Consider the following 22103-nt stretch of genomic DNA (forward strand, 5'->3'; position numbering starts at 1 on the left):
GCCGGTCACGGGAGGTCAGGGAGCGGGTGCGGAGGTGCGGTTGCTCACATTTGCGGCATGGAATAGGGGGATCGGCGCCAAGGTTCTAATATTTACTCAACACTTTCTGACCTCCGGACCGCCGCTTCGCGCGGTGGTCTGCACAACTTCCTGCACAGGCCAGTCCCGTAATGACGGGCTGGTCATCGGCTGCAACCCCTACCCGCACGCAACCAAGGTAAGAGGCGCACTCATGACCGAGCCCGAACACAACCCCTTTGGCTTCATCGGCCTGACCTACGACGACGTCCTGCTCCTTCCGGGCCACACGGAGGTCATCCCCTCCGAAGCGGACACGTCCTCCCGGATTTCCAAGCGGATCACCGTGCAGACGCCGCTGCTGTCCGCGGCCATGGACACTGTGACCGAGTCCCGGATGGCTATCGCCATGGCGCGCCAGGGCGGCCTGGGCGTGGTGCACCGCAACCTGTCCATCGCTGACCAGGCGGACCAGGTGGACCGGGTCAAGCGCAGCGAGTCGGGCATGATCACCAACCCGCTGACCATCCGGCCCGAGGCAACGCTGCGCGAACTCGACGACCTGTGCGCCCAGTACCGCGTGTCCGGCCTGCCCGTTGTTGACGAGGACAACCGCCTGCTGGGCATCGTCACCAACCGCGACACCCGCTTTGTGCCGGAGTCCGACTTCCCGCTGCGGCTAGTCAGCGACGTCATGACCAAGATGCCCCTCGTCACCGGGCACGTGGGCATCAGCCGTGAAGAGGCCTCGCACAAGCTGGCCACCAACAAGATCGAAAAGCTGCCCCTGGTGGATGAGCAGGGCCGGCTGAAGGGCCTGATCACCACCAAGGACTTCACCAAGGCGGAGCAGTACCCGCTGGCCACCAAGGACGACGAAGGCCGCCTGCGTGTGGGTGCCGCCATCGGCTTCTTCGGGGACGGCTGGGAGCGGGCCATGGCATTGGTTGATGCCGGCGTCGACGCCCTGTTCGTGGACACGGCCAACGGCCATTCCCAGGGCGTGCTGGACATGATCCGCCGCCTCAAGTCCGATCCCGTGGCAGCGCATGTGGACGTCATCGGCGGCCAGGCCGCCACACGTGAAGGTGCCCAGGCCCTGATCGACGCCGGCGCTGACGGCATTAAGGTGGGCGTGGGACCGGGCTCCATCTGCACCACCCGCGTGGTGGCCGGTGTGGGCGTGCCGCAGATCACCGCTATTTACGAATCCGCCAAGGCAGCCATCCCGGCCGGCGTTCCCCTCATTGCCGACGGCGGCCTGCAGTACTCGGGCGACATCGGCAAGGCCCTGGTGGCCGGCGCCGACACCGTGATGCTCGGATCCCTGCTGGCAGGATGCGACGAGTCACCGGGCGAGCTGATCTTCGTCAACGGCAAGCAGTTCAAGTCCTACCGCGGCATGGGCTCCCTGGGCGCCATGCAGTCCCGGGGCAAGAACACGTCCTACTCCAAGGACCGCTACTTCCAGGCCGACGTTTCCGGCGATGACAAGCTCATTCCCGAAGGCATCGAAGGCCGGGTGGCCTACCGCGGCCCGCTGGCTTCGGTGGCCTACCAGCTGGTGGGCGGCCTGCGCCAGACCATGTTCTACACCGGTGCGCCCACCGTCGCCGAGCTGAAGGCGCGCGGCAAGTTCGTCCGGATCACCCCGGCCGGGCTGAAGGAATCGCACCCGCACGACATCCAGATGACCGTCGAGGCGCCAAACTACGGATCCCGCTGATCGTTTAGAAGGGATGGGCACTACTGCCCATCCCTTCTTTTTCAGCCATAAAGTACATTCGATGGAGATACATCCGGCAATTGGGGGACGGTTGAGCGGCGGATTTCACGGAGCCGATGTTGAGCAGCTGCGCCAGCTCGCATCCACGATGCGTGCGGCCGGCCGGAAGCTGGAGGGGCAACGCCTGGCCCTGAACGCAGGCGTGGCGGGCACGCCCTGGCCGGGACCGGACGCTGAGGCCTTCCGCCAGGAATGGCGTACCGGCCACAGCCGGTCACTCGGGGCGGTCGTTACGCTCCTGCATAGGGCCGCGGAGGACCTGCTGCGGCAGGCCGATGAACAGCAGTTGGCAAGTGTGGCAGGTGGTGCTTCCGCAATCTCGTTCCTCTCCGGCGTCGAGCGGTTGCCGGACCCGCGGCCGGAGGACCTGGAGGGCAAATCCGCGGCCGAGGTAAGAACCTGGTGGCTCGGGCTGTCCGGCGGCCAGCAGGAGGCGTTTATGCGGAACCACCCGCAACTGGCAGGAAACACCAACGGGATCCCGTTCGTTGCGCGTATCGAGGCCAACCGGCACAACGCCCAGGAACGGATCGACTGGCTGCGGAACAACGATCCTGAACCCAAACTGAATCCCTGGATCCTCGATTCTGGCTATCCAGGACGCTTTGCCGCCGAGCTTGAGTCCTGGCGCAAACGCCAGGAGGGTATTGGCTACCTCCAGAAGGTGGTCGACGGCAAGGTGAAGCTGGCGGCCTATGAACCCGGCGCAAACTCGATCGTGGAGCTCAAGGGTACCTATGACGAAAACACGACGACGGTCATCACCTATGTCCCCGGTACCTTGACCAACGAGGCTTCTTTTTACGACGGGAACGGCCCACAGGCGATACCCGGCCGCCTGGTCCAGGCCGACACGTCCGGAGGTACGGCGGCCTTCGTCTACAAGGGCTCCGAGTTCCCCGACGGCGATCCAGTGGAGGCGTTCCTGGTGGAAGCCAAGAGTGATGAATTCGTGGCAGCGTCGGCGCCGGTCCTTGCGGCCTTCCAGGAGGCGGTGGCCCTCGAGTTGCCATCCCAGGCCCAGACCGTGGGCATGGGCCACAGCTGGGGATTGCGGAACGTGACGGGTTCCGAATTGGAAGGGGCGTCCTACAGCAAGGTGATCGCGCTCTCGGGCGCCGCGATGCCGCCAGGCTGGACGCCCAACCCCGGAACCGACTACACCAGCTACACCTACCCCGATATCCTGCTCACGGCCGAGGCCAGCGGGCTGGTGGGGGAGAACTACCCCATGAAGGAACCCGCTTTCGAAAAGCACTTCTATGCTCCGCCCGGCGGTCTCAGGCCCGCTGAGATGTATAACATCGACAATCACTCCCTGATTGCCAGGACCGTTCCCGAAAACGAGAAAGCCCTTGATGACATCGAAGAGGAAATCAGTGGCCGGTAGGTCCGGGCACGCTTCCGCCTGGCGACTTGCCGGAGCAACAGTACTGCTGGCAATGGTGGCCTCCTGCGGGCAGGCCGGAAATGGAAAGAACATGGACATCAGCCTGGAATCAGCCAAGGACAAAGTCATGTCCACTGAGCAGGAGATTATTGGTTTGCTGCCCCAGGGCAAGGTGCTGTCGACGTTCGCCCACGACACCTCGCCGCTGATGCCTTGTTCCGGGGAGCAACGGAAGTGGACCGGCGACGCTGAGGCTGAGCTTGCCCCGGATGTCGACCGTGATTCGTTCATGGACGAGGTAGTGGAGTCGATTTCCGCCAAGGACGGCTGGACGGTGGATGACGGCAAAACCGCCGGTGGAAAGCGGAGAGTCGACCTGTTGCACAGTGACGGCACGCACCTGATGGTGTCCTTCCGGGATGCACCCGAGACCCTCAGGGTGTCCGGCTACAGTGCCTGCTTCGACTTCCCCGAGTACGAGTATGGCGAGGAGTACTGACACCGCCCTCCCCGGGAGCGGCACTAGGCTGATTCCATGCCTCCATCAGGCCATCCGGCCGAACTAAGTCCCAAACGGGAACCCTCGCGGCGCCTGGCCCTCCGCCCCTACGCCAGGGCGGTAGCCCAGGTCCTGCGGGTCAGTTTCCGCGCCTCCCCGGGCGCCGTCATCATGAAGGTGCTCGGCTCGTTGATCTCGGCCGTGCTGCCCCTGGTGACCACGTACTTCGCCGCGCTCACCACCACGGCCCTGGCAGCGGCCTATGCCGGTGACGCCGGCGCCGGGCAGCTGGCAATTGTCTACGTCATCATCACCGCCGCCCTGGGCCTGTTCTGGGGTGCGTTCAGCAGCGTGGACCGCTACATCCAGCAGCTGATGAGCTTCAAGGTGGGCGCCATCGTGGGTGACCAGATGTACGAGCGGTTCCTCGCCCTCGAATTCTGGCGCTACGACGACAAAGAAACCGTTGACCTGTACGACCGCGCCAAGCGGTTCTCCGATTCCTACGCCCGCGTGCTGGACCGGATCGCCGCCATCTTCACGCAGCTCGTCTCCGTGGTCCTGGCCGTGGGAGCCCTGCTGCTGGTCAGCTGGTGGATTGCCGTGATTGTCCTTGTGGCGATTGTGCCCAGCGTGTACCTGCAGTTCAAGCTGTCCCGGGAGCAGATCGCGCACTGGAACACGCAGGTGGACTCCCGGCGGCAGCGCCGGATGATCGAACAGAACCTGCTCCGGCCGCAGCACATCGCCGAGATGCGTCTCTACGGCATCGTTGCCTTCCTGATGGACCTCCGCTCCCGGCTGCGCGACGCCGACGAGCGCCGCCGTCTTGATTTCCAGCGCCGCTACATCCCCAAGCAGCTTGCCGCGGACGCCCTCCAGTACGGCGCCGAAGTTGTCTCGCTGATCTGGGTAGTGGGGCAGATCATCACCCGTGCGCAACCGGTGGGCCAATTCCTTTACGTGCAGCAGATCGTCAGCCGGGCACTGTCCACGGCCAACAACCTGGTCTCCTCCCTCAGTTCCATTGACGAGGACCTGGCCAACCTCAAGGACTACGAACTGTTCATGGCCCTGCCGGTGCACTCGGAGCACGCCCCGCCGCTGCTGGAAGCGCCGAAAACCGTTGAGCTGAAGGACATCCGCTTCACCTATACCGGCAGCGACATTGAGGTGATCCGCGGCATCAGCATGACCATCCGGGAAGGCCAGCACATCGCTATTGTGGGCGAGAACGGCGCCGGGAAGTCCACCCTGATCCGCATCCTCGCCGGCCTCTACCGCCCGGACTCCGGTCAGGTAATGCTCGACGGCGTGGACCTGGCCGCCGTCGACGTCACATCCTGGCACCGGCACCTGGCCGTGCTGAGCCAGGAGTTCCTTAAGTACGAGTTCGCCACCGCCGCCGAAAACATCTACTTCGGGGACGTCGACTCGCCCCGCGACGAGGTCCGCATCCGCAGGGCCGCAGCGGACGCCGAGGCATTGGACTTCATCAACAAGCTCCCCAACGGGCTGGACAACCACGTCAGCAACTGGATGGAGGACCCCCGGGGCCGCAAGGGCAGCGGATTGTCCGGCGGCCAGTGGCAGCGGCTGGCGATGGCCCGGAACTTTTACCGGGACGCGTCCTTTATGGTGATGGACGAGCCGACGTCCGCCATCGATGCCCTGGCCGAGCACCGCATCTTCACGCGCCTCTTCGCGGACCGGAGCAGCACCATCATCGCCATCAGCCACCGCCTGGCCACCATCGAGAAGGCGGACATTGTGTACATGCTGGAGGACGGCCGGATCGTGGAACAGGGCACGCACAAGGAGCTGGTGTCCCTGCGCGGCCGCTACTTCCGGATGTTCGAATCCCAGCTCAGTGTTGAGGAGGCCGAAGGCGTGGGCCCTGGCGCCGAGGGGGTTTAGCCTCCTCTACGGTGGTGCGGACCCGGGCCAGGCTGGGCCGCGGCGGGACGCTGCTGAAGCCGAAGGTTACTGCCGGTGCAATCGGCGCCAGCGCCCCCGCGTCAGTGCCGTTCCAGCGGACGACGGCGGACGCAATGGCGTGGAGGTCGCTCACCCCGTAAAACTCCCGCCGGCCGCTTCCCGCAGTGCCGGCTGTCCGGGAGCCTCCGCTAAGCAAACCTGCTATCGGGCTGATCGTCCCCAGCCAGCGGGGATGGACGGCAAGGGGGCGGGGGACTGCCCGCAAGGTCCTGCCAAGGAGAGTCCGCCTGCCGAGGCGTGCGCGGATAGCCAGCGGACTGGCGTCGACCGTCAAAACCCGGTGTTCTAGCCGGGCGGACACATCAACCACCCGGACTTCGTCAAAGCTGTAGGTGCTGGAGATGAAGTCGGCCACGTCCTCCGTGGGCGCGAGCAGCAGCCGGTGCCCGGAAGGCTCCTGCACCATCACGTCGGCAAACGGACCAAACGGAGAGGAGTCCCAGATTCCCGCCACTGCCCGCAGGCCCGACCCGGTGCCAATGCCGGCAATGTGGCCATCGAAGATCCAGCGCGCGCCCATCCCGCCACTCTAGCCAGGGACACCAGTCCGGCTGGGATAACCTAGAGCAGTGACTTACGAGATCGAGATCGGCCGTGGCAAGCGTGGGCGTCGTGCCTACTCCCTGGATGACATTGCAATTGTCCCTAACCGTCGTACGCGCGACCCCAAGGACGTCTCCGTCTCATGGCAGATCGACGCCTACCAGTTCGACATGCCGGTCATCGCGGCGCCCATGGACTCGGCGATGTCCCCGGCCACAGCCATTGCCCTGGGCAAGCTCGGCGGCCTGGGTGTGCTGGACCTCGAAGGGCTCTGGACCCGGTACGAGGACCCGCAGCCCATCCTCGAGGAGATCGGCGCGCTCCAGGACGAGGTCAACAGCCCCGCCGTGACCGGCCGGATGCAGGAGCTGTACAAGGCGCCCATCCAGCCTGACCTGATTACCTCCCGGCTGGCAGAGATGCGCGCCGCCGGCGTCACAGTGGCCGGTTCGCTCACCCCGCAGCGCACCCAGGAGCACTACAAGACAGTGGTGGCCGCCGGCGTCGACATTTTTGTGATCCGCGGCACCACCGTTTCCGCCGAGCACGTGTCCAAAGACCACGAACCGCTGAACCTCAAGCAGTTCATCTACGAGCTGGACGTCCCCGTCATCGTGGGCGGCGCGGCCGGCTACACCCCTGCCCTGCACCTCATGCGCACCGGCGCGGCCGGTGTCCTGGTGGGCTTCGGCGGCGGCGCCACCACCACCACCCGCCGTGCGCTGGGCATCCACTCGCCCATGGCATCAGCCATTTCCGACGTCGCCGCGGCCCGCCGCGACTACATGGATGAGTCCGGCGGCCGTTACGTCCACGTGATTGCCGACGGCGGCATGGGCACCTCCGGCGATATCGTCAAGGCGATTGCCATGGGCGCCGACGCCGTGATGCTGGGCAGCGCGCTGGCCCGTGCGGAAGAGGCGCCGGGCAAGGGCTGGCACTGGGGCCAGGAGGCACACCACCTGGAACTGCCGCGCGGCGACCGCGTCAACGTCGGCACCGTTGGGCCCCTGGAAGAGGTCCTCTTCGGACCGGGCCACCACACCAACGGAACGGCCAACCTCATCGGTGCGTTGCGCCGCTCCATGGCGACCACCGGCTACTCGGACCTGAAGGAATTCCAGCGCGTCGACGTCGTCGTTTCCCCCTACTCAGGAAACTGACGCGCAGGGCAGCCCGGTCCTCGCTGCCCTGCCCAAGCGTGCCGCAACGAAGTAGTGTGGTTCCACGACCGGGACTAGCGGCACTGGAGGCGTTCAATGAAGAGTTTTCCTGACAACGGCGGAGCCCTGGGCCCGGCAGCCAGGGAGGCGGCCATCGAGCGGCTGCGGGCAACCGCGGACCCCGGCCGGGAGCTGGACATCCTGATTGTCGGCGGCGGCATCGTGGGTACTGGAGCCGCCCTGGATGCCGTCACCCGCGGACTGGACGTGGGCATCGTCGAGGCCAGCGACTGGGCGGCGGGTACCTCCTCACGGTCCTCCAAGCTCATCCACGGCGGACTGCGCTACCTGGAAATGCTCGACTTCGCGCTCGTCAAAGAGGCGCTGCAGGAGCGCGGGCTGCTGCTGTCCGAACTTGCGCCGCACCTGGCCAGGCCCGTTCCCTTCCTGTATCCGCTGACCAGACCCTTCCTTGAACGGCCCTATGTCGGCGCCGGAATTGCCCTGTACGACGCCATGTCCGTCTCCAGCGGCCACAGCAGGGGAGTGCCGTTCCACAAGCACCTCACCAAACGGGGAACCCTGCGCGCGGCGCCGAGCCTGAAGGACGACGCCTTTGTGGGGTCCATCCGGTACTATGACGGCCAGGTGGACGACGCCAAGTACGTGGCCAACCTGGTTCGGACGGCCGCCTACTACGGCGCCCATGCAGTGAACCAGATGGCCGTGGTGGACTTCCTGCGCGAAGGCGAACGGGTGGTGGGCGCCAAGGTGGTCAACCACGAGGACGGGACGACGTTCAACATCCGCGCCAAGCAGGTCATCAACGCCACCGGCGTCTGGACCGACGAAACCCAGGCCATGGTGACAGAGCGCGGACAGCTGAAGGTCCGTGCCTCCAAGGGAATCCACCTGGTGGTGCCCCGCGACCGGTTCCAGTCCACCGTGGGCCTGATCCTGCGCACGGAGAAGTCCGTGCTGTTCGTTATCCCCTGGGGCCGGCACTGGATCATCGGCACCACGGACACGGACTGGCACCTGGACAAAGCCCATCCCGCGGCATCCAGCAAGGACATCGACTACATCCTCGAGCACGTCAACAAGGTCCTCAAGCGGCCGCTCACCAGGGAAGACGTTGAAGGGGTCTACGCCGGCCTGCGCCCGCTGCTCGCCGGGGAAAACGACTCCACTGCCAAGCTCTCCCGCGAGCATGTGGTGGCGCACCCTGTTCCCGGACTGGTGGTGGTGGCAGGCGGCAAATGGACCACGTACCGCGTTATGGCCAAGGACGCAGTGGACGAGGCCACCCGGACCATGGACGAGCGGGTCCCGCCGAGCTGCACGGAAACCATCCCGCTGCTGGGCGCAAGCGGCTTCAAGGCGGCCTGGAACCGGCGGAACCGGACCGCGGAGGAATCCGGCGTGCACGTGGCGCGGATCGAACACCTGCTCAACCGCTACGGTTCCATGACCCCCGAGGTGCTGGCCATCATCAAGGAAAACCCCGCCCTCGCCGAACCGATCCCCGGCGCGGACGACTACCTGAAGGCGGAGGCGGTCTACGCCGCCACGCATGAGGGCGCCCGCCACGTCAATGACGTCCTGACCCGGCGGACCCGGATTTCAATTGAGGCGTGGGACCGCGGTGTGTCAGCCGTTCCGGTAGTCGCTAAACTGATGGGTGACGTCCTTGGCTGGAGCGATGCCCAGCGCGAAAACGAGATCAGGCACTACATTGCACGGGTGGAGGCGGAACGCCTGAGCCAGCAACAGCCGGACGACGAATCCGCGGACGCCGCCCGCCTGGGCGTGGAAGACATCGTGCCCTTGCGCTGAGGGCCCGCGGCACCAGCTCCTCACTGAAGGGATACGCCTTGGCGGAACCACTTGACCGGTACGATGCCGAACTCACCACCCCCGACATGGTGATCCTGGAGCTGGAGGCAAAGGACAAGGCGGACGCCGCCACCCAGCTCGCGGAACGGCTCTTCGCCGCCGGCCGGGTCTCGGACCTGCCCGGGTTCCTGGAGCACGTGAACGCCCGGGAACACCAGCTGGCCACCGGGCTTCCGGGCGGCATCGGCCTGCCCCATGCGCGCAGTGAATACGTGTCCCGCACTTCGATTGCCGTCGGCATAACCAAGTACGGCCACGCCCTGGACTTCGGTGCCGCCGACGGTCCGGCCACGGTGATCCTGCTCATCGCCACCCCCGCAAGCTCGTTCAGCGACCATCTGGAAGTCCTGGCCACCTTGGCCCGTTCGCTGTCCAAGGAGTCCTTCCGCGAATCGCTCCGGCGTGCCTACGACGCCGAAGTCATCTCTGAGCTCATCAACTCCAGCCTGGTGTTTTTCGACCATTGACGGCCGTGCCGCTGCACCTTCCCTGGTGCCGGCGCGGCCGGTGCCCAGGAGCGGCCAGCCTTGGGCGTTTAGTTGTTCTACAGCGGGACGAAGTACGGTTAAGACGTGTGGAAAACAGCCCTCAAACCCCGATGGATCGCAGGCTTTGTGTTTGCGATCGTCATCTCCGGGGTCTTCGTGCTGCTCAGCCAATGGCAGTTCGGACGCTCCACCCAGCCGGAAGCGCCGGTCAACCCGGCCACCGAGCAGGTACAGCCCCTGACCGGGACGCTGGAGCCGGGGGACTTTTTCCACGGGACCGACGCCGACCAGATGGTCAGTGCGCAGGGCACCTACGACCCCGCCAAACAGGTTCTGGTGCCCGGCAGGCTGCATGACGGCAAGACCGGCTACTGGGTGGTTTCCGCCTTCGCCGTCTCCGGCGCCCCCACCCTCAGCGGCGTGGCCGCTTCGCCCCAGACCTGGATCCCGGTGGCCCGGGGATGGGTGGCTGATCCCGCCGACGCCGGGACGCCGCCGTCGGGCACTGTTGAACTCACCGGGCGGCTCCTGCCGTCCGAGGCACCTGTCGCCGGAACGGCGGCCGCTCCCGGGCAGGCGACGGCGGTGTCCGTGGCGGAGTTGATCAACTACTGGGAAGTGAGCAGCTATCCCGGCTTCGTGGCTGCGACCGCCGAGGTGGCCAACGGCGTGGACGCCAGCGCTGCAGCCGTGCGGGGAGACCTCCTTCCCCTCGAGATCGGGCCCCAGCCGCCCGCGCAGAAAATCAACTGGCTCAACCTCTTCTACTCCCTTGAATGGGTTGTCTTCGCCGGATTCGCCCTCTTCATCTGGTGGCGGCTGGTCAAGGACGACTACCACCGGGACCTCGAAGATGCCCTCTACGACGAGGACGGATATCCGCCCGTTGAGCCCAACCAGCACCAGCAACCTGAACAGAACCAGCAAAAGGTACAGCCATGATTGATCCGAAACCGGCCAACCCCGCCTCTGCCAGCGGCATCAACACCGGCAACACAACAGGCGCCAGCGGCAAGGCGGCCGGCAGGAAGCGCCGCTTCGGCGGCACAGAGGCGCAGATCCGGTCCGCCCTGAAGTTCTACAAGGTGCTGGCCTACGTCACGGGCACCATGCTGCTGCTGCTCTGCGCCGAACTGATCGCCAGGTACGGGTTCGGGCAGTACCTCTTCGCCGGCGGCACCAACGCTGTGACGGGACAGCCCTTCGGCTTCGGGTTCGCTGACGCGGAACCCCAGGGCGTGCTGGGCGGCGTCAACCTGTCCGTGACCGTCCTGATTGTCCACGGCTGGATGTACGTGGTGTACCTGATCTCCAACTTCCGGCTGTGGTCGCTGATGCGCTGGCCGTTCCTGAAACTGATCCTGCTGGCACTGGGCGGCGTTATCCCGTTCCTGTCCTTCATTGTTGAGAAGAAGTTCCACGCCGAGGTGGAGGCCGAGCTCGCGGCCAACCCGCAGGCACCCCAGCGGTACTGACCTTCCGGCCGGCACAGCCGGTTGGTTGCCGGCGGGGGAGTTCGCTGCGTCACAGCGCGGCTTCTCAAGGTGCGCCGGTGCAACGGCGCCAAGTAGGCTAGTACGGTGACTACTCCCACTGCATCCCAGACTTCCCAGAAGCCGGTGCTGGTTGTTGACTACGGTGCCCAGTACGCGCAGCTGATTGCCCGCCGCGTCCGGGAAGCAAATGTGTATTCGGAAGTGGTTCCGCATACGTATACAACCGAGCAGCTCCTGGCCAAGAACCCCGCCGCCATCATCCTTTCGGGCGGCCCGTCCAGCGTTTACGCTGACGGCGCCCCGAGCGTCGGAGCGGACCTGTTCGAAGCCGGCGTTCCCGTCTTTGGCATCTGCTACGGCTTCCAGGCCATGGCAAACGCCCTGGGCGGCAAGGTGGACAAGACCGGGCTGCGGGAGTACGGCTCCACCGAGACCACCATCCTCGGCGAGGGACGTTCCGTCCTCGAGGGTATGCCCCAGCACCAGAAGACGTGGATGAGCCACGGTGACTCGGTCCACGAGGCGCCGGACGGCTTTGAAGTGCTGGCGACGACGGCGGGTGCTGAAGTGGCTGCCTTCGCCAACGAGGAGAAGGGCCTCTTCGGTGTCCAGTGGCACCCCGAGGTCAAGCACTCTGCCTACGGCCAGCAGGTCCTTGAAAACTTCCTGTTCAAGGGCGCCAGGATCGAGCCCAACTGGACCACCGGCAACATCCTCGAGGAGCAGGTGGAGCGCATCCGCCAGCAGATCGGCGATGCCCGGGTCATCTGCGGCCTCTCCGGCGGGGTCGACTCCGCCGTGGCCGCCGCCCTCGTCCAGCGCGCCGTCGGCGACCAGCTGACCTGTGTGTTCGTGGACCACGGGCTGCTGCGCGAAGGCGAAGCCGAGCAGGTGGAGCGCGACTTCGTTGCCGCCACCGGCGTCAACCTCTACGTGGCCAACGAGCAGGAACGCTTCCTTTCAGCCCTGGCTGGGGTCAGCGATCCCGAAACCAAGCGCAAGATCATCGGCCGCGAATTCATCCGGGCCTTCGAAGAAGCGGAACGGGCCATCATCGCCGAGGCTGCCGCTCATGGCGAGAAGATCAAGTTCCTCGTCCAGGGCACCCTGTACCCGGACGTCGTCGAATCCGGCGGCGGCGAAGGCGCGGCGAACATCAAGAGCCACCACAACGTGGGCGGCCTCCCGGAGGACCTCCAGTTCGAGCTTGTGGAGCCGCTGCGCGCCCTCTTCAAGGATGAGGTCCGCGCGGTCGGCGCCCAGCTGGGCCTGCCGCAGGAGATCGTCGGCCGGCAGCCCTTCCCGGGCCCCGGACTCGGTATCCGCATCGTCGGCGAGGTCACCAAGGAGCGGCTGGACCTGCTCCGCAAGGCCGACGCGATTGCCCGTGCCGAGCTCACCGCAGCCGGACTGGACAACGAAGTATGGCAGATGCCGGTGGTCCTGCTGGCTGACGTCCGCAGCGTTGGTGTCATGGGCGACGGACGTACGTACGGCCACCCCATCGTGCTCCGTCCGGTCTCCTCCGAGGACGCCATGACGGCGGACTGGTCACGCCTGCCGTACGAACTGCTCGCGAGGATCTCGAACCGCATCACCAACGAGGTGGAAGGCGTCAACCGCGTGGTGCTCGATGTCACCAGCAAGCCGCCGGGAACCATCGAGTGGGAGTAGCAGCATAAGTGGCCGGCCTCTGGTGAAGAGGCCGGCCACTGCTGTTTCTTCCCCGAAATCCTTGGCAATTTAGCCTGCCCCAGTGTTGCGGTCTCTCAGTCCGGCGCCGGAGCGGCTACTCTCGAATCTATGCCGGTTTGGTCCAGGTCGTCACGTGCAAGCGCAGAAAAGAAGGCAGAAGTGTCAGTTGGTCAAGGCCACCCGGAAGGCTCCGAGGAGCTCCGTAAATGGCTGTCCGGGCTTAAACCCGTCACCGGGGCGGACACGATGCTGCGCTTCACCAAGACGCCCGAAGGTTCCATCGACCTGACCCACGCGCACCCGTCGGGGCTGGCGCAGCTGATGGCGGGGCGCCGCACCAGGCTCTCCACCCTCATCCGCGACCGTCAGCAGTACGTGGTGGCGGCCCGCGCCTCCCGGAACATCCGGTCCAAGATCTTTGAGCTCGCCAACGACCGCGGCATCGACGCCGGGTACCTCTCGGCAGGCACTGTGGTCTGGACGTCCGCTGTGGGCGGCAAACCACAGCGCATTTCCGCGCCGGTGATGCTCACCGCGATTTCCCTGACCGTGCGTCCCGGCGAGGACGACTACGAACTGCAGCTCACGGAGCAGGCGCACATCAACCCCGCGCTGGTCCGGCACCTGAAGACCATCCACGGCATCGTCTTCGACGTCAACGCCGTCACCCGGCTTGCGTACAGCACCGCCCGGTTCGATCCGCAGCCCGTCCTGGACCGGCTGGCCACTCTGATCAGGCCCATCCACGGGGCCGAGGCCCAGCACAACCTGCTCGTCTCCACGTTCGCGGACCTCTCCGGGAACCTGGACGATCCGTGGATCAACGATTCCAGCCCTATCGTGTCCGCCCTTGCCACTGCGGCGGGCGGCGAGGTGGTGGACGTTGAGGAGCCGGATCCGTCGCGGTTCCCGCCGCTGGACAGCCGGCACCCGCAGGACGAAATGCTCCTGCTTGATGCCGACGTGGACCAGCAGTACGTGATCGACGCCGCCCGTGCCGGCGATTCCCTGGTGGTCAGCAGCCCTCCCGGGACGGGCCAGACCCAGACCGCCATCAACACCATCGGCGCCCTGGTGGACGCCGGAAAGACCGTCCTGGTGGTAGGCGACCGGCGGGCCAGCCTCAACGAGGTCTCCGGCCAGCTGGAAACCCTGGGCCTGGAATCCATCCTGTTCCAGCTGTCCGGGAACGTTACCCCGCAGCAGCTCAAGGGACAGCTGGTCCGGGCGATCGTCCGGAACGAGAAATCCCTGGAGCCCCAGCTGGGGAACCTGCACACCACGCTGACAGAGCACCGGCACGCCCTGATGGACCACGTGGCGTCACTGCACAACGTCCGCCAGCGCTGGGGCTGCTCGCCCTACCAGGCCATGCAGTCACTGGCCGAGCTCACATCGATCCACCCGGCGCCCGCCACCACGGTACGGCTGAAGCGAAGCGTGCTGGACAACATCCGGGACCGCGACGAGCTGGCCGAAAGGCTCCGCCGGGCGGCTGAGCTGGGAAGCTTCAGCAAGGCGTCCACCACCAGCCCCTGGCACGGCGCGCGGCTCCTCACCCGCAAGGAAACGGAAGAGGCGCAGGACCTGGTGCGGTCCGTTGAAAAGAGCCTGCCCGCGCTGCGTGAACGGATGAACGCGGTGGCCGAGCACGCCGAAATCCGGCTCGGGGAATCCTTTGCCGAATGGGGCGAACAGCTCGAGCTCCTGATGGCTGTGCGCGGAAGCCTGGACAAGTTCACCCCGGACATCTTCGACCGGCCCGTCACCGACCTGATCTCCGCTACCGCGCCGTCAGTTTGGCGCCGCGAGCGGGGCATCGAAATGACCTCCATGCAGCGTTCCCGCCTGCGCAGGGTTGCCAAGGAATACGTCCGCCCGGGCGTGCACATTGCCGATCTCCACAGTTCCCTGGTCCTGGTGCAGGAGCAGCGCGCGCTGTGGGCAGGCTACGCCACCACGCAACGGCACCCTGCTGTCCCCTCCGGGCTCGCCGAAATAAGCGCCCTGTACCGCGCCCTGGACAGTGAGTTGGCCCAGTTGGGCGAAGCGCTCCGGCACACCGCGGCCGGCGGTGAATTGTCCAGTTCCCGGTACGAGGAACTCATGGAGCGGCTGGAGCGGCTGGTGGCGGACACCGATACGCTCAAAACCCTGCCGGAGCGTACCCTCCTGATCGAGAACATGCGCGAGCACGGGCTCGGCGAGCTCCTGGCCGACCTCGCGGAGCGGGAAGTGCCGGCCCATTCGGTGGCTGCAGAGCTCGACCTCGCCTGGTGGCAGTCGGCGCTCGAAGCCATGATCAGCGGCGACGACTACCTGGCCATGTCCGACGGCGACGCCCTGCGGCAGCTCGAAGCCGAATATCGGTTGGCAGACAACGCCCACATTGCCAGCGGCGCCGCCCGCCTCCGCTGGGACCTGGCCGAACGGTGGCGGTCCGCCATCGCCGCCCACCCCCGCCAGGCGGACCTGCTGCGGAGCCTGCTCAAGGACGGCAGGGTGTCACTGCCGGCACTGACGGCGCAGGCACCGGACTTGATCGGCACCCTGGTCCCCGTCTGGTCCGTCAGCCCCTACCTGATGACCGGCCTCCTGCCCGCCGAGCAGCATTTTGATGCGGTGGTCATCCTTGATTCCGAGGCAACCTCGCTCCAGGCCGTACTCCCGTCCATAGCCCGGGCCCGCCAGGTGATTGCCTTCGGTGACGCCATGATCGCCAGCCCGCGGACTTTTACCGTGGGCGTGGAGCGGCTGGCCGCGGGGGAGACCGCCCACCAGCGGGTGGAGAGCGCCTTCAAGGCACTGTCCGCAGTGCTTCCCGTGTGGCGGCTCAACTTCGTGTACCGCGCGGTGGACGAGGACCTGGTCCTGCAGCTCAGCAAGAACTTTTACGACGGCGGGCTCCGCCGGCTGCCCGAGGGCCAGTCCGCCACCGGCCTGGACCGGGCGCTCCTGGTGGAGTACCTGCCCGATGGCACCGGACTTCCCAGCGCGGACCATGAAGGCGTGGAGTCTGTGGTGGCCGAGGTCAACCGCGTGGTCCAGCTTGTCTTTGAACACGCACGGACCCGCCCCCGGACGTCGCTGGCAGTGGTCACCGCCAGCTTGCGCCATGCCGCCAGGATCGGCGAATCCATCCGGCTGCAGTTGCCCAACCATCCGGGGCTCGCGGGATTCTTCGGCGCCGGTCCTGAGTCCTTCCGGGTGGTGGACCTGGAACGCGCCCAGGGCCTGGTGCGCGACCACGTCATTTTCTCCCCGGGCTTCGGCCGCACCCCGCACGGGCGGGCGCTGCACAACTTCGGTCCGCTCTCCGCAGAAGGCGGCCGGGAGAAGTTCGCCCTCGCCATGACCCGTGCCCGCCGGTCCATGCACGTGCTGACGTGCTTCCGGCCCGAGGACCTGGACCACACCCGGCTGACGCACGGCGCGGTGGACCTGTACTCGCTGCTGGACCGTGAGATCTCCGGCAACACCGACCTCGGCACTCCCGCATCGCGCGCTGCCGCCAGCGAGCAGGCCCTGGGCGCGGATCCATTGGTGGCCGACCTCGGAGACAGGCTGCGGGCACGCGGTGCGCGGGTATGGCACCAGTACGACGGCGCAATCGATGTGGTGGCTGCCGCCGATCCGCTGGGAACCATGGGCCAGGAGGACGCAGACCTCCCGTGGCCCGTGGCCATCGAATCAGACGGCACCGAACAGTACCGCACCATGAGCGTGCGTGAACGGAGCCGGCTGCGGCCGCAGCTGTTGGAGCGGCTGGGCTGGCGCTACATGCCGCTCTGGACCATCGAGGTGTTCACCGATCCGTCCGCCTGTGCGGACCGTATTGCCGGATACCTCGGCCTGGAGCGGGTTGTCCTTCCGGGCCGGGCAGATACCTCAACCGGGTTCCTGGACGATGACGTGGACCAGGCGCTCAACGGCATCCATGCCGGCGAACAGCGGTCCCGGCGCAGCAACAGCCCGGACCGGTACACATCCGGCGTGGACCAGGGCCACCTGCAGGGACATTACCAGGACAGCAAGGAGGGGGTCCGCGTGGCCACCGAAGACAAGAACGAGGACTCTTTGCAGGAGCCGTCCGCCCCGGCCGGGCCTGCAGCTGAAGAAGAAGGCCAGGACCAGGACCGGTTGCGCAGCCGGGTGAAGGACGGGGACCAGGCCGGCACCGCCGGCATCCTGCCCACCAAGGCGGCCGAAGACGACCCCCGGCGCTGGGGCGACGCGGACGATGACCACGACGCCTGGCTGAAGGAACAGAAGCCGCCGCACTGGGGCTGAGAGCAGGGGCCACCTGGCCGGGCTTCCGTAGCAGGACCGTCTAACCACTTCCCTGCGCCCCCGGCGGGAGAGTGGCGCCCGGTTTACGGGCCCACCAGCACGAAAAAGAGTTTTCCCTGCGTTGAGGCTCCGGCCAGCCGCGCAGCCTGCTCCGCACTTGCGGCCACCACAATGAGGCCGTCCGTCTCGGCAGTGCCCAGCCATTGGCCGCTCTGGCCGCCCTTGGCGGCGGTCCACAGTACAGGTACTGCTGTTGCCAGCACCTCGGACGGCGCCTGCTGGTCAAAGCCGTTCGCCGCCGTCAGCACCACATTCACAAGCTGCCCGGGGGAGACGAGCTGGATGGATGACGGGTCCGCCATCCGAAGCGGCACTGCGGCTGAACCCGGGGGTGTTCCGGCCAGCAGCCCTGGACCGAGAAGCTGGGCGTCCGTGAGCAGCTGGCCCTTGCGCAGCGGAGCCGCCAGCTGCTTGCCTGCCAATTCACTTTCCTGCTCCAGGAAACCGGCAGCCATCATGTCCGGCGGAACCTGCACGCGCGCGAGGTCTGCGGGCGCAAGCGCAGAGCCCGCGGCGAGGTCCCTTGCGGCAGCAAGCCCCGTGACGGTATGAACCGGTGCCGGAGTGAGCTGATGCACGCTGATTGCCGCCGCCACGCACAACAGCAGGGCGATGGCCAGCCGTCGGTTCCGGCTGAGCCAGCCCGAAAGGCGGAGAGCGGCAGGCCGGCGGCCGGAGCCGCGGGGACTGCGGGTGCTGCGCGGATAGCGGGACGCGACCCTGCCGGTACGGTGGAGGTTTAAAGGCATGCTCCAACGCTAAAGCCGGCCGGAATGCCCGCAACAGGCGCAAGGCGCCCTATGTGGACAAGCCGGCCGGCCGGCGTCGGGCGGTACTGCGGAGCGGCTTTAGCTGGCTGCGGCAGCCGGGGCGGACGCGGCAGGTGCAGCAGCCGGAGCCGGCGTCGAAGACGCGGCCGGTGTGGTGGCCGAGACCGTGCTCCCCTTGGCGTCGCGGGAATCGGTGCGGTAGAAGCCTGATCCCTTGAAGACGACACCCACGCTGTTGAACTTCTTGCGCAGTGTCCCCTGGCATTCGGGGCACGAGGTCAAAGTGCTGTCCGAAAACGACTGGACGATGTCGAAGGCATGGCCGCAATCCTTGCAGGCGTACGCATACGTTGGCACTGGTGCTCCTCCTCTTGGGCAAAACGAGAGGTCCCGTGCTGCCCGGCCGGAGGGTCCGTCCGTTAGCAGTCGCAGGGCCTGAGTGCTAATTCTATCATCCCCGCAGGACCTGGTGAGGTGGACTTACGCGTCCGCCAGGGCCCGGAACCCTGACGGGGCCAGGATGGCCGGAACGGGACGGTCGAAGTCCTCCTCGGGAATCTGCCCCGCGGGGAGCAATTCCTCGTCGTAGATAACCGCGGCCAGCGGGATATTCTTCCCTGCCGTGGCCAGGTGGCCCAGGAACTTGTCGTAGTAGCCGCCGCCCTGGCCGACCCTGTTGCCCCTCACATCCACTGCTGTGGCGGGGATAAAAAGAGCGGCAGCCGTTCCGGCCACGTCCGGCCCGTGCCGCTCACCCGCCGGCTCGAGGATAGGAGCGAACCGGCTCCGCTCGAAGCCTGCCTCAGGGTCCCAAAAGACCCATGCCAGTTCCCGCCCCGGCTCGCAGACCGGCAGCAGGACGCGGTGACCGTTGTTGTGGAGTGCCTTGATCAGCGGGAGGGTGGGAGGTTCCACGCCCACGCCGAAGTACACGCACACCGTTGCCGGGGCCCCGGCGGTCAGTGTGTGGGCCCAGGCTGCGCCGTGACGTGCCAGGGCAGCCCCTGCCGCCTCAAGCTGCTGCGGAGTGAGTGCGGCGCGCCGTTGGCGGTGCGCCCTGCGGATTTTGTCCTTGACAGCCTTGGCGTCCTCCAGCACGTCTGCTCCTCCATCACTCGCCCTGCGGCGGCTTCGATGCCGGCCGTGCGGCCGGCAACCCTTCAATAATTACTGATTGCTTGACGCTGACGTTAGATTAGTCGGGTGATTACCAGTAACCCGAGAGTTCGCAAAGCCGTCATACCCGCTGCCGGACTCGGCACAAGGTTCCTGCCTGCCACCAAGGCCATGCCCAAGGAAATGCTTCCCGTCGTGGACAAACCTGCCATCCAGTATGTGGTGGAGGAAGCCGTGCACGTGGGCCTCAATGACGTCCTGATGATCACCGGCCGGAACAAGCGCGCCCTGGAGGACCACTTCGACCGTGTTCCGTCACTGGAGTCCACCCTCGAGGACAAAGGGGACGCGGAAAAACTCGCATCCGTCCAGGCGGCCAGCAACCTCGGCGACATCCACTACGTCCGCCAGGGCGACCCGAACGGGCTGGGCCACGCGGTCCTGCGCGCCAGGCAGCACGTCGGCAACGAAGCCTTCGCCGTCCTCCTCGGGGACGACCTCATTGATGCCCGCGACGAACTGCTCAGCACCATGATCGACGTGCAGGCCAAAACCGGGGGCTCCGTCGTCGCCCTCATTGAAGTGGAGCCGTCGCAGATCAGTGCCTATGGCTGTGCCGACATCGAGGAAATCGACGGCGAGGGCTACGTCCGCATCAACCGGCTGGTGGAAAAGCCGGCGGCAGGGGAAGCTCCATCCAACCTGGCCATCATCGGCCGGTACGTGCTCCACCCGGCCGTTTTCGATGTCCTGGAACGGACCGGTCCGGGCCGCGGCGGCGAAATCCAGCTCACCGACGCCCTGCAGGAACTCGCATCCGAAGAGGGCGAGGGCGGTGGCGTCTACGGTGTGGTCTTCCGGGGACGCCGCTACGACACCGGCGACAAGTTGAGCTACCTGAAGGCCTGTGTCCAGCTGGCCATTGACAGCGAGGACCTTGGCCCCGGCCTCCGGGAATGGCTGCCGGGGTTCACCGCCGGCCTCTCCAAGTAGCCCAAGTGCGCGCCGGCCCCATCTGGCCCGTCACCCTGGAGTGCGGCGATCTGGTCCTGCGGCCCATCAGGTACCGGGACAAAAAAGAGTGGACGGAAGTGCGGGCCCGGAACAGCGAATGGCTGGCCCCTTGGGAGGCCTCAAACCCGGACCCCGCCGGGGGACTGCCCGACTACCGTCAGATGGTCCGTTCCCTCAACGCCCAGGCCGCCCAGGCCACCGCGCTTCCTTTTGTGATCACCGAGAGGATCCCGGCAGTACGGAATCCCGTGATCGTAGGCCAGCTGACGGTTTCGTCGATCGTCTGGGGGTCAGCCATGATGGCCACGCTGGGGTACTGGGTGGACCAGACGCGGGCGGGGCACGGGATCGCCCCCACTGCCGTGGCACTGGTAACCGATCACTGCTTCAGGAACCTTGGCCTGCACCGGATGGAGATCAACATCCGGCCTGAGAACGGGCCCAGCCTTCGGGTGGTGGAGAAGCTTGGGTTCCGGGACGAGGGCTACCGGCCCCGCTACCTGCACATCAACGGACAATGGGCTGACCACCGCTCGTTTGCGCTGACCTCCGAAGAGGTTCCGGAGGGGTTGCTTAACCGCTGGCTGGGTTCCCGGGCGTCATAAATCCAATCATTTGCCAGCCGCGCCACGACACACCGTGGCTAATGCGGCTGCAGCCGTCGAGTTGCTCATACGGTTTTGTGTGTGGACTTCCCCCTTAGCAGCTCAGTGATCCTTGTGGTTGCCGTTGTGCTCTGGATTGTATGGGTTGCCCCCTACGTCCTCCGGAACCGCCGGCACCAGTTCCAGACCGCCGGCGACTTCCTGGCAGACACACCCGCCGAGGATGTGCCGGACCCGCGAGCGGGGCTGGTCTTGAAGGTAGCCGCCCAGCAGGAGAAAGCCATGGACACCAGGAAGAGCACCGGATCCGCTACGGCAGCAGGCAGCACAGCCACAACGGGCCATTTCAAGATCCGGTACGGCCGCACGGCGATTGCCCTGGCAGGACTGCTTTCCCTGCTTACCGCGTTCGTCTCTGCGGTGCTGCTGGCCTTCGGGCTGGGGAGTCCTGCGCTTCCGCTGGCCTGCGCCGGTCTGAGCGTGGCCTCCGTAGTCCTGCTCCGCAGGCTCGCTGTCCGCGACCGGAAGGCCAAGGTCAACGCCGCTTTCCGCTCCGCCATGGACGCGCCCGCAACCAGGCCCGCACCGGCCCAGATCCCGCCGAAGCCCCAGGCTGCCCCGGTGCGCCCCGAGAGCCCCCTTTTTGATGCGGAGGCAGGCAGGCCCAAGGTCAAGCCCCTCACGGCCGTGGAGCTTCGTGAGGCGGCGCTCGCCGTGGCAGTGGCCGCGGGCGACACCAGTGCCATGCAGGCTGCGCCGAGCACCACCTGGGATCCCGTGGAGGTCCCCAAGCCGGTCTATGTTGAGGCGGCCAAAGCCGAACGTCCGGCACCCGAACCCCTTGAGCTGCCCGAGGCGCCCAAGGCAACGGGCAAGCCGTCCCTCAAGCAGGGTGCCGCCGGTGTCCCCGCCGCACCGGCCGCCGAGACCCAGCAGCTCACCAAGGCGCAGAGCGCGCTCAGCAATCTCGACGACGTCCTGCAGCGCCGCCGCGCCTGACGCTTTGTGAAGGCGGCCGGGTATTCCGGCCGCCTTTTGCGTGCCAGTTGGCATTGGGCGCGGAAAATTTGTAGCCTAAGGTCACCGGCGCCGCACAGCAGCTGCAGGGCGGCTCGTCCCGGGGTTATAGCTCAGTTGGTAGAGCGCTTCGTTCGCATCGAAGAGGTCAGGGGTTCGAATCCCCTTAGCTCCACAAAAACAATGGCTCTGCGCCGTTCCGTGACGCACGTCAAAGAGCCTGCCTGGTCCGTAACTCACGTCAAAAAGCTGCCTGGCA

18 protein-coding genes and 1 tRNA gene are annotated in these 22103 nt (G+C 66.5%); 15 read left to right on the forward strand and 4 right to left on the reverse strand.

What is annotated here, in order from left to right; all coding sequences use genetic code 11:
* Window positions 1–232 precede the first annotated feature (232 nt).
* The 4 genes from guaB (at window position 233) to AC3A4Z_RS05075 (ending at window position 5610) form a co-directional block, all read left to right on the forward strand.
* Window positions 233–1744, forward strand: a complete 1512-nt coding sequence (gene guaB, locus AC3A4Z_RS05060) for an IMP dehydrogenase (RefSeq protein WP_493969892.1) — start codon at window positions 233–235, stop codon at window positions 1742–1744.
* Between the two features lie 61 nt (window positions 1745–1805).
* The gene (locus tag AC3A4Z_RS05065) at window positions 1806–3194 is read left to right on the forward strand and encodes a WXG100 family type VII secretion target (protein ID WP_498710490.1); all 1389 of its coding nucleotides are present in this window, start codon (window positions 1806–1808) and stop codon (window positions 3192–3194) included.
* Between the two features lie 91 nt (window positions 3195–3285).
* The gene (locus AC3A4Z_RS05070) at window positions 3286–3693 is read left to right on the forward strand and encodes a hypothetical protein (RefSeq protein WP_498710491.1); all 408 of its coding nucleotides are present in this window, start codon (window positions 3286–3288) and stop codon (window positions 3691–3693) included.
* 36 nt (window positions 3694–3729) lie between these two features.
* A complete protein-coding gene (locus AC3A4Z_RS05075; protein ID WP_498710493.1) occupies window positions 3730–5610 on the forward strand; it encodes an ABC transporter ATP-binding protein in 1881 nt (626 codons plus the stop codon).
* Here AC3A4Z_RS05075 and AC3A4Z_RS05080 read toward each other — a convergent pair.
* Window positions 5561–6211, reverse strand: coding sequence for a hypothetical protein (locus AC3A4Z_RS05080; RefSeq protein ID WP_498710494.1), 651 nt, complete (start codon window positions 6209–6211; stop codon window positions 5561–5563). The two genes, AC3A4Z_RS05075 and AC3A4Z_RS05080, sit on opposite strands and share 50 nt — an antisense overlap.
* 49 nt (window positions 6212–6260) lie before the next feature.
* On the opposite strand from AC3A4Z_RS05080, the gene AC3A4Z_RS05085 reads away from it, so the two are divergent.
* The 7 genes from AC3A4Z_RS05085 to AC3A4Z_RS05115 all read left to right on the forward strand — a co-directional run bounded on the left by AC3A4Z_RS05085 (window position 6261) and on the right by AC3A4Z_RS05115 (window position 17262).
* The gene (locus tag AC3A4Z_RS05085; protein WP_498710495.1) at window positions 6261–7397 is read left to right on the forward strand and encodes a GuaB3 family IMP dehydrogenase-related protein; all 1137 of its coding nucleotides are present in this window, start codon (window positions 6261–6263) and stop codon (window positions 7395–7397) included.
* Between the two features lie 96 nt (window positions 7398–7493).
* A complete protein-coding gene (locus AC3A4Z_RS05090; RefSeq protein ID WP_498710498.1) occupies window positions 7494–9233 on the forward strand; it encodes a glycerol-3-phosphate dehydrogenase/oxidase in 1740 nt (579 codons plus the stop codon).
* Between the two features lie 38 nt (window positions 9234–9271).
* Window positions 9272–9760 (forward strand): PTS sugar transporter subunit IIA, encoded by a 489-nt coding sequence (locus AC3A4Z_RS05095; RefSeq protein ID WP_498710500.1) that lies wholly within the window; start codon window positions 9272–9274, stop codon window positions 9758–9760.
* 105 nt (window positions 9761–9865) lie between these two features.
* Window positions 9866–10723, forward strand: a complete 858-nt coding sequence (locus AC3A4Z_RS05100) for an SURF1 family protein (RefSeq protein ID WP_498710501.1) — start codon at window positions 9866–9868, stop codon at window positions 10721–10723.
* Window positions 10720–11256: a DUF3817 domain-containing protein gene (locus tag AC3A4Z_RS05105; RefSeq protein ID WP_498710505.1), complete on the forward strand. Its 537-nt coding sequence runs from the start codon at window positions 10720–10722 to the stop codon at window positions 11254–11256. The genes AC3A4Z_RS05100 and AC3A4Z_RS05105 overlap by 4 nt, the downstream gene beginning before the upstream one ends.
* 105 nt (window positions 11257–11361) lie before the next feature.
* Complete coding sequence (gene guaA, locus AC3A4Z_RS05110) at window positions 11362–12951, forward strand: glutamine-hydrolyzing GMP synthase (protein ID WP_498710506.1); 1590 nt, start codon at window positions 11362–11364, stop codon at window positions 12949–12951.
* A gap of 129 nt (window positions 12952–13080) precedes the next feature.
* Window positions 13081–17262, forward strand: a complete 4182-nt coding sequence (locus AC3A4Z_RS05115) for an AAA family ATPase (RefSeq protein WP_498710508.1) — start codon at window positions 13081–13083, stop codon at window positions 17260–17262.
* A gap of 83 nt (window positions 17263–17345) precedes the next feature.
* Here the strand turns inward: AC3A4Z_RS05115 and cpaB are convergent, their stop codons facing one another.
* The 3 genes from cpaB to AC3A4Z_RS05130 form a co-directional block, all read right to left on the reverse strand.
* The gene (cpaB, locus tag AC3A4Z_RS05120; RefSeq protein WP_498710511.1) at window positions 17346–18071 is read right to left on the reverse strand and encodes a Flp pilus assembly protein CpaB; all 726 of its coding nucleotides are present in this window, start codon (window positions 18069–18071) and stop codon (window positions 17346–17348) included.
* A gap of 99 nt (window positions 18072–18170) precedes the next feature.
* Window positions 18171–18449, reverse strand: coding sequence for an FmdB family zinc ribbon protein (locus AC3A4Z_RS05125; protein ID WP_498710513.1), 279 nt, complete (start codon window positions 18447–18449; stop codon window positions 18171–18173).
* Window positions 18450–18572: 123 nt separating this feature from the next.
* Window positions 18573–19190 (reverse strand): 5-formyltetrahydrofolate cyclo-ligase, encoded by a 618-nt coding sequence (locus tag AC3A4Z_RS05130; RefSeq protein ID WP_498710515.1) that lies wholly within the window; start codon window positions 19188–19190, stop codon window positions 18573–18575.
* Between the two features lie 105 nt (window positions 19191–19295).
* On the opposite strand from AC3A4Z_RS05130, the gene galU reads away from it, so the two are divergent.
* From galU to AC3A4Z_RS05150, 4 genes are all read left to right on the forward strand, one after another.
* Window positions 19296–20201, forward strand: a complete 906-nt coding sequence (galU, locus tag AC3A4Z_RS05135; protein WP_498710517.1) for a UTP--glucose-1-phosphate uridylyltransferase GalU — start codon at window positions 19296–19298, stop codon at window positions 20199–20201.
* A 5-nt stretch (window positions 20202–20206) separates the two neighbouring features.
* Complete coding sequence (locus AC3A4Z_RS05140; protein ID WP_498710519.1) at window positions 20207–20827, forward strand: GNAT family N-acetyltransferase; 621 nt, start codon at window positions 20207–20209, stop codon at window positions 20825–20827.
* Window positions 20828–20908: 81 nt separating this feature from the next.
* Entirely contained in the window at window positions 20909–21826 is a 918-nt protein-coding gene (locus tag AC3A4Z_RS05145) for a hypothetical protein (RefSeq protein WP_498710520.1), read from the forward strand.
* A gap of 120 nt (window positions 21827–21946) precedes the next feature.
* Window positions 21947–22019 (forward strand) — tRNA-Ala (locus AC3A4Z_RS05150).
* Window positions 22020–22103 lie beyond the last annotated feature (84 nt).

The sequence above is a fragment of the Arthrobacter sp. Soil_C_49 genome (genome assembly GCF_057656635.1).

Bases quoted from the DNA above. Each gene is read 5' to 3' on its own strand.
- cpaB (WP_498710511.1), bottom strand. From the start codon at position 18,071: ATGCCTTTAAACCTCCACCGTACCGGCAGGGTCGCGTCCCGCTATCCG.
- AC3A4Z_RS05065 (WP_498710490.1), top strand. From the start codon at position 1,806: ATGGAGATACATCCGGCAATTGGGGGACGGTTGAGCGGCGGATTTCAC.
- guaB (WP_493969892.1), top strand. From the start codon at position 233: ATGACCGAGCCCGAACACAACCCCTTTGGCTTCATCGGCCTGACCTAC.
- AC3A4Z_RS05090 (WP_498710498.1), top strand. From the start codon at position 7,494: ATGAAGAGTTTTCCTGACAACGGCGGAGCCCTGGGCCCGGCAGCCAGG.
- AC3A4Z_RS05075 (WP_498710493.1), top strand. From the start codon at position 3,730: ATGCCTCCATCAGGCCATCCGGCCGAACTAAGTCCCAAACGGGAACCC.
- AC3A4Z_RS05105 (WP_498710505.1), top strand. From the start codon at position 10,720: ATGATTGATCCGAAACCGGCCAACCCCGCCTCTGCCAGCGGCATCAAC.
- AC3A4Z_RS05070 (WP_498710491.1), top strand. From the start codon at position 3,286: ATGGACATCAGCCTGGAATCAGCCAAGGACAAAGTCATGTCCACTGAG.
- AC3A4Z_RS05080 (WP_498710494.1), bottom strand. From the start codon at position 6,211: ATGGGCGCGCGCTGGATCTTCGATGGCCACATTGCCGGCATTGGCACC.
- AC3A4Z_RS05115 (WP_498710508.1), top strand. From the start codon at position 13,081: ATGCCGGTTTGGTCCAGGTCGTCACGTGCAAGCGCAGAAAAGAAGGCA.